The sequence below is a fragment of the Gemmatimonas sp. genome (genome assembly GCF_044345575.1).
Classification (GTDB): domain Bacteria; phylum Gemmatimonadota; class Gemmatimonadetes; order Gemmatimonadales; family Gemmatimonadaceae; genus Gemmatimonas.
Genome location: NZ_JBIJAW010000179.1, coordinates 1 through 6,754 on the forward strand (window position 1 = coordinate 1; position 6,754 = coordinate 6,754).

The 6,754-nt window shown below is 66.1% G+C and carries 6 protein-coding genes; 3 read left to right on the plus strand and 3 right to left on the minus strand.

Annotation, left to right across the window (positions count from 1 at the left end):
* The coding region (locus ACIQ6O_RS10950; RefSeq protein ID WP_396207827.1) for a hypothetical protein at positions 1–326 on the minus strand (326 nt) is incomplete at its 3' end.
* A 428-nt stretch (positions 327–754) separates the two neighbouring features.
* Here ACIQ6O_RS10950 and ACIQ6O_RS10955 point away from each other — a divergent pair.
* Positions 755–3,565 (plus strand): M14 family zinc carboxypeptidase, encoded by a 2,811-nt coding sequence (locus tag ACIQ6O_RS10955; protein ID WP_396207828.1) that lies wholly within the window; start codon positions 755–757, stop codon positions 3,563–3,565.
* A gap of 51 nt (positions 3,566–3,616) precedes the next feature.
* On the plus strand, positions 3,617–3,766 hold the full coding sequence (locus ACIQ6O_RS10960) for a hypothetical protein (RefSeq protein ID WP_396207829.1): 150 nt from the start codon (positions 3,617–3,619) through the stop codon (positions 3,764–3,766).
* Between the two features lie 144 nt (positions 3,767–3,910).
* On the opposite strand, the gene ACIQ6O_RS10965 is transcribed toward ACIQ6O_RS10960, so the two are convergent.
* The gene (locus ACIQ6O_RS10965; protein ID WP_396207830.1) at positions 3,911–5,626 is read right to left on the minus strand and encodes an amidohydrolase; all 1,716 of its coding nucleotides are present in this window, start codon (positions 5,624–5,626) and stop codon (positions 3,911–3,913) included.
* Between the two features lie 45 nt (positions 5,627–5,671).
* On the opposite strand from ACIQ6O_RS10965, the gene ACIQ6O_RS10970 reads away from it, so the two are divergent.
* Entirely contained in the window at positions 5,672–6,379 is a 708-nt protein-coding gene (locus ACIQ6O_RS10970) for a TVP38/TMEM64 family protein (RefSeq protein ID WP_396207831.1), read from the plus strand.
* Positions 6,380–6,434: 55 nt separating this feature from the next.
* Here ACIQ6O_RS10970 and ACIQ6O_RS10975 read toward each other — a convergent pair.
* Positions 6,435–6,754 (minus strand): four helix bundle protein (locus ACIQ6O_RS10975; RefSeq protein ID WP_396207832.1); only part of this gene is annotated, 320 nt, incomplete at its 5' end.

Here is a 6,754-nt window from a genome sequence, read left to right on the forward strand (position 1 = left end):
AGCTCCGGCTTCTGGCAGGTCGCCGGCGCCTTGGACGCCGCCACGGCCTTCGCGGCCGTCACCATCTCGCCGATCTTGGCGCGCGTGGCCGAGAGGTCGTTCTTGTCCTTGGCCGGGTGCCAGGTGGCCATCATGAGCATGTGGTAGGCATCGAGCTCCTTCCACCCCTCCGCCTTGGCCTCCTTGCCGTGCTGCATCTGCTTCATGTGCTCAGCGTGCATGGCGGCGTGGTCGTCTTTCTTGGCAGGCGGCTGGGTGGCCTGGGCACCGGCGGGGGCAGCAAAGAGGGCGGCGGCGGTAGCGGCGAAAATGACGCGATTGAGCATGTCGGATTGTCGGGTGAGGGGTGGTGAAGACCGGAAGTTATACCGGCCAGGGTGGGGGATGGATCCCGATGGTCGGGTGACGGTCGCCGCCGCCCGACGGACTCGGGTGGGCGACTGACAGCTCACCCGTTCAGGGTGGAGGGTCGTGGGTTCATCGTTGTGGGTTGGTGCATGCCTCATCGATGAGAGATGAGCGCCCCGCACCCACCCATAACCCTCAACGCACGACCCTCCACACTGAACGGGCATGCTGTCAGTCGACCTCCGGGAGCCGCCGTTGGGACGCCGTCAGCGAAAAGTGCCCGCCGCCGTCTGGCGCCCATCCCGTCCAGCCACCAACGTCTCCCCCTCTCCTCTCGTACCATTACGGTGCCCCGCCGCCCCAAAACCGGCCGGGGCCGCTGTCCCTTCCCTCCACCCGTCCCCGCATGCCTTCGATGCCTTCGTTGCATCAGCTGCGTCGCATGAGCCGGTGGTCGGCCGCCGTTCTTCTGGCAGCCGCACCGCTTTCGCTCGAAGCCCAGCAGCGCACCACCCCGAAACAGTTCTTCGGTCACGAGATCGGCGCCGACTACGAGCTGCCGAACTACACGAAGCTCCACCAGTGGTTCATCACCGTCGCGAAGGAGAGCGACCGGGTCGAGCTCGACACGATCGGCCTCACCGAAGAAGGCCGGCCGCAGATCATGGCCATCGTGACGAGCCCCGAGAATCACAAGAAGCTCGCGCGCTACAAGGAGATCGCCACCAAGCTCGCCAAGGCCGACGGCGTGGATTCCGCCGCCGCGGCCGCCATGGCCAAGGAAGGCAAGGTGGTCTTCTGGATCGACGGCGGCCTGCACGCGACCGAAGTGCTCGGCGCGCAGCAGCTCATGGAGACGCTCTGGCAGCTCTCCAGCCGCACCGACGACGAAACGCTCCGCATCCTGAACGACGTGGTCATTCTCATGACCCACGCCAATCCGGATGGCATGGAGCTGGTGACCAACTGGTACATGAAGGAGAGCGACAAGCTCAAGCGCACTACGGCCACCATCCCGCGCCTCTACGAGAAGTACGCCGGCCACGACAACAACCGCGACTCGTACATGAACGCGCTCGCCGAGACGCGGAACATGTCGCAGCAGCTGTTCGTGGAGTGGCACCCGCAGATCATGTACAACCATCACCAGACCGGCCCCACGGGCACGGTGATGGCCGCGCCGCCGTATCGGGATCCGGCCAACTACTGGTTCCACCCGGCGATGATCACGGGGCTCGATCTCGTGGGCGCTGCGCTCAACCACCGCTTCGTACTCGAGCACAAGCCGGGGCTCACCTTCCGCGCCGGCTCGAACTACAGCACCTGGTGGAACGGTGGCCTCCGCACGACGGGCTACTACCACAACCAGATCGGTATCCTCACGGAAACGATCGGTAACCCCACGCCGATGCGCATCGCGCTCGTGCCCGAGCGTCAGGTGCGCTCGGCCGGCCTGCCCATGCCCATCGAGCCGCAGGCGTGGCACTTCCGTCAGTCCATCGACTACTCGGTGAGCGCGAACTACGCGTTCCTCGACATGGCGTCGCGCTATCGTGAGACGTTCCTGTTCAATCGCTGGGTGATGGGGCAGGACCAGATCAAGGCGGGCCAGAAGGACAACTGGACGATCTCACCCAAGCGGGTGGCGGCGATGGCCGAGCAGATCCAGAAGGATCGCGCCGGTGCGTCGGCCGAAAACCGTGCGGGCGGCCCGCGTGGCAGCGGGATGGCGGCCAACGCCATGAACGCCGTTGCGAACGATCGCTACATGGCGCTGCTCAAGAAGCCGGAGAACCGCGACCCGCGCGCCTACGTCCTCAGCGCCGGGCAGAAGGACTTCCCGACGGCGACGAAGTTCGTGCGTGCGCTGCAGTACTCGGGCATCGACGTGCACAAGGCCACCGCGGCGTTCAGCGCGAACGGCAAGCAGTTCCCCGCCGGCTCGTGGGTCATCAAGACCGACCAGGCGTTCCGCTCGCACGTGCTCGACATGTTCGAGCCGCAGGATCACCCGAACGACTTCCGCTATCCGGGTGGCCCGCCGATCCCGCCGTACGACAACGCCGGCTGGACGCTCGCCTACCAGATGGGCATCGAGTTCGAGCGCGTGCTCGATGGCGGCCTCGCGGGTTCGTTCGAGAAGGTCAACGGCATCACGCCGATGCCCATGGGCACGATCGCCAAGGGTAAGGCCGGCTACTTCATTCACGCCGGCGTGAACGACGGCAGCACGGTCGCCAATCGTCTTGCGAAGGCGGGCGTGAAGGCGTCGCGCATTCCCACCGAGTTCAAGGACGGCAGCGCCACGTGGCCCGCCGGCTCGTGGTTCATTCCTGCCAGTGGCTCCGCCGACAAGGTGGTGGCGCAGGCGGCCAAGGACCTCGGCGTGAACTTCGCCGCAGCCAACGCCAAGCCGAGTGGCGCGCAGAACGTGCAGCCGCTGCGTATCGCGCTCGTCGACCGCTACGGCGGCAACATGCCCACCGGCTGGACTCGTCTCATTCTCGAGAAGTTCGAATACGGCTACGCCACGGTGTATCCGCAGGAGATCGACGCGGGCAACCTCAAGGCCAAGTACGACGTGGTGGTGCTGACCGACGGCATGTTCAGCGAAGCCGGTGCGGGTCGCGGCTTCGGTGGCTCGCCGGACACGACGCTCATCCCCGCCGAATACCGCAAGGAACTCGGCCGTCTCTCCGACAAGTCGGTGGCGTCGCTCAAGGCGTTCGTGGAAGCCGGCGGCCGCGTGGTGGCGGTGGGCTCGTCGATCGGTATCGGCAAGGCGATGGGGCTCCCCATCGAGAACTACATGGCCGACGCCAACGGCCGCGCGTATCCGGGCGAGAAGTACTACATCCCGGGTTCGGTGCTCGAAGTGAAGCTCGACACCAGCGTGACGATCGCCGCCGGCATGGCGCCGCGTCCGGCGGTGATGTTCGACAACAGCCCGGTGATGAAGCTCGGCTCCGACGCGGCGAGCAAGGGCGTGAAGGCGCTCGCGACCTTCGACACCGCCACCCCGCTGCTCTCCGGCTGGGCATGGGGCCAGGAGCTGCTGAAGGACGGCGTGGCCATGGCCGAAGCGACCATCGGCAAGGGTACCGTGTGGATGTTCGGGCCGGAGATTCTCTTCCGCTCGCAGGCGCACGGCACGTACAAGCTGTTCCTCAACGCCCTCGAAGGCGGCTTGAAGCGACCGGCGAAGTCGGTGCAGTAACGGCTTCGAGTTGCGTGGGCGCGGAAACGCGCTGACACGGAGCTCACCGAGATGAGTGAGGCCATGGAGAACAGCGCGATGCTGATTTCCATGGCCTCACTGTTTCATGTGGCTTTTGCTGTTCTTTGTGCCCTCACCACGCTCGGTGAACTCCGTGTGGACGCGTTCTTTCAAGGAGTCAGCGTCGTTGAAACGCGCTGACACGGAGCGCACCGAGATAGGTGAGGCCATGGAGAACAGCACAATGCTGGTTTCCATGGCCTCACTGTTTCATGTGGCTTTTGCTGTTCTTTGTGCCCTCACCATCCTCGGTGAGCTCCGTGCTCACGCGTCTCCCACACCCGCCTAGCGGCGGCGATACACGATGCGCCCGCCCACCATCGTCAGCATCACCTTGGCCTTGTCGATCGAATCGGCGGGCATCGTCGTGATGTCACGATCGATGAGCACGAGATCGGCGTACTTCCCCTTCGTGATCGTCCCAAGCTTGTCGTCCATGAAGCCCGCGTAAGCAGAGCCGATCGTGTAGGCGCGCAGCGCGTCCTCCACCGTGATCTTCTCCTGGGGCTGCCATCCCTTGGGCTGCTTGCCGTCGATGGTCTGTCGCGTGACGGCGGCCTTGATACCCTCGAGCGGCGTGGGCGGTGCGACGAACCAGTCGCTGCCGAAGGCGAGTCGCGCGCCGGCATCGCGCAACGACTTGAACGCGTACGTACCCTTGCTGCGTTCGGGGCCGATGACGTTCTCTGCCCAGCGGCCGTCGTCGGCTTCGTGATACGGCTGCATACTCGCGATCACGCCGAGCTGTGCGAAGCGCGGCAGGTCCTCCGGCGCGATGTGCTGCGCGTGTTCGACACGAAAACGCCGGTCGCGCGCGCCATTCTCCTGCGCCACGCGGGCGAAGATGTCGAGCTGGGTGCGAATGGCGCGATCACCGATGGCGTGCACCGCCACCTGCAACCCGGCGGCATCGGCGGCCTTGGTCCATGCGTACAGGCTCTCTGGCGGCGTCACGAAGAAACCGCTGTCGTTGGGCGCATCGGTGAAGCCCTTCAGCATGGCGGCGGTGTGCGAGCCCAGCGAGCCGTCCACGAAACCTTTGAGCATACCGAGCCGCAGCATGTCGTCGCCGGTGCCCGACGCCGCGATCGTATCGCGCAGCCGGGCCCACTCCGCAAGCGGAACGGCCACGCGAATGCGCGTGCGCAGCTTGCCGGCGGCCTGCGCGCGCCGGAACGCCACGAGTTCGTCCCACGCGCCAGAGGTGCCGGCCGGCCCCACATGATGCACCGTGGTGACGCCCTGCATGGCCACGTACGTCATGGCGGTATCGAGCGCACGCGCCCATTCGGCCGCCGAGGGGACCGTGACGCCCTTCTCCACGAGCGCCGACGCGTTGTCCTTGAACACGCCGGTGGGGCGCCCCTTCTTGTCGCGCACGATGGTGCCGCCGGGTACGTCCTTCACATCGTCGGTGATGCCAGCCGCCTTCATGGCGGCCGTGTTGGCGAGCACCATGTGCCCGTCGAGGCGGTTCACGATCACCGGATGATCGGGAGTGACGGAATCGATCCAGTCGCGCGTGGGGAGTGCGCCGCCCCACAGCGTGTGATCCCAATCACCCCGCAGAATCCACGAACCCTTCGGCTGCTTCTTCGCCTGCTCGGCGATGCGCCGAATGAACAGTGCCGGGGTATTGGCATCACGCAGCTGCACCGCGGCGAGCCCGAAGCCCCCACCGAGGAAGTGCACATGGCTGTCGACGAATCCCGGGGTGAGCAACCCGCCGGCGGCATCGATGACTTCGGCAGTGCCGGCACGCGCGCGGATGTCGGCGCTGGTGCCCACCGCCACGATCTTGTCCTCGTTCAGGGCCACGGCCTCGGCCCAGGGCGCGGCGGAGTCACCGGTCCACACCCGCGCGTTGACGATGGCGAGGGTGGGGGTGTCCCCCTGGGCAGATGGCGACGGCGCGTCGCCACGGCAGGCCGCAGCGAGACCGAGAGCGAACGCCGTCAGGAGCGGCGCGGTACGGGCGATGACTCGCGGGGAATGCGTCATGAGGGCAGGCGTCGGGAGAGGAGACAGGGTCTGCTATATTGCGGCATGGCACTCACTCTGCGCGAGGTCGGCACCCGCGCCACCAAGCTGGCCGGCATGATGGTCCCCATCGGACTGGGGCTGGGCGCGAGCAAACTCGCGTCGCCCTACATGCCGGCCTTCACCGATTGGGTGAACTCGCTCGGCGTGTGGGCGCCCGCGGCGTTCGTGGCGGGATACATCCTTGCCACGGTGTGCATGATGCCGGCGTTTCTGCTCACCATCGCCGGCGGCGCCGTCTTCGGCCTGGCAAAGGGCGCGGTGCTGGTGTTCGTGGCCTCCACGATCGGCGCGGCGATCGCGTTCACCCTGGGGCGCACGGTACTGCGTGGCTGGGTCTCAGCGCAGATCGCGAAGAATCAGACGCTACAGATCGTCGACCGGGTAGTGGGGCAGCAAGGGCTCAAACTGATGTTTCTGTTGCGCCTCTCCGGCATCGCGCCGTTCGTGCTCACGAATTACGCCATGGGCGTTACGAGCGTCACGCTGGGGCAGTTTCTGTTTGCGATGCTGGGGATGATTCCCACGATCGCCACGTACGCCGCGGTGGGACAGGCGGGCGCGCAAACGCCAGGTGCTGGGAGTATCCCGTCGTGGATGCTGTGGATGGGCGTCACGGCGGCGATCGTGCTGGCGGTGATGGTGACGCGCATTGTGCAGAAGGCCCTGCGGGAGGCGCAGGTGAGAGAAGACATGACGGCGGTGGGCGGGTAACGACGCGCACGACGCGTGCAACCACGTGGTGGCTCGCGACTGACGGCTGACCCGTTCAGGGTTGAGGGTCGTGCGTTGAGGGTTGTGGGTGGGTGCGGGGGTTCGTTCCGGGATTCGTAGCGGCTGTACGCACCTTGGTCTGGAGATTCAGGAGCATTGGGCGCAGGCGGTTGATCTTCATGAGGAGATCTTGGGCGTTGGTTGCCCCCATCAATCGCGCGTCGCGCAGTAGCAGCACATGATTGTGAGACTCGGCCAGTGAAGCGAGGGCAATGCCGAGGAAATGGGCGAACTGCGCGCTCGTCGTACGCTGTGAGCCTTCGGCGATATTTGCGCCAATTGACGCGGTTGCCCGCCGCAGTTGCGACACCAGCT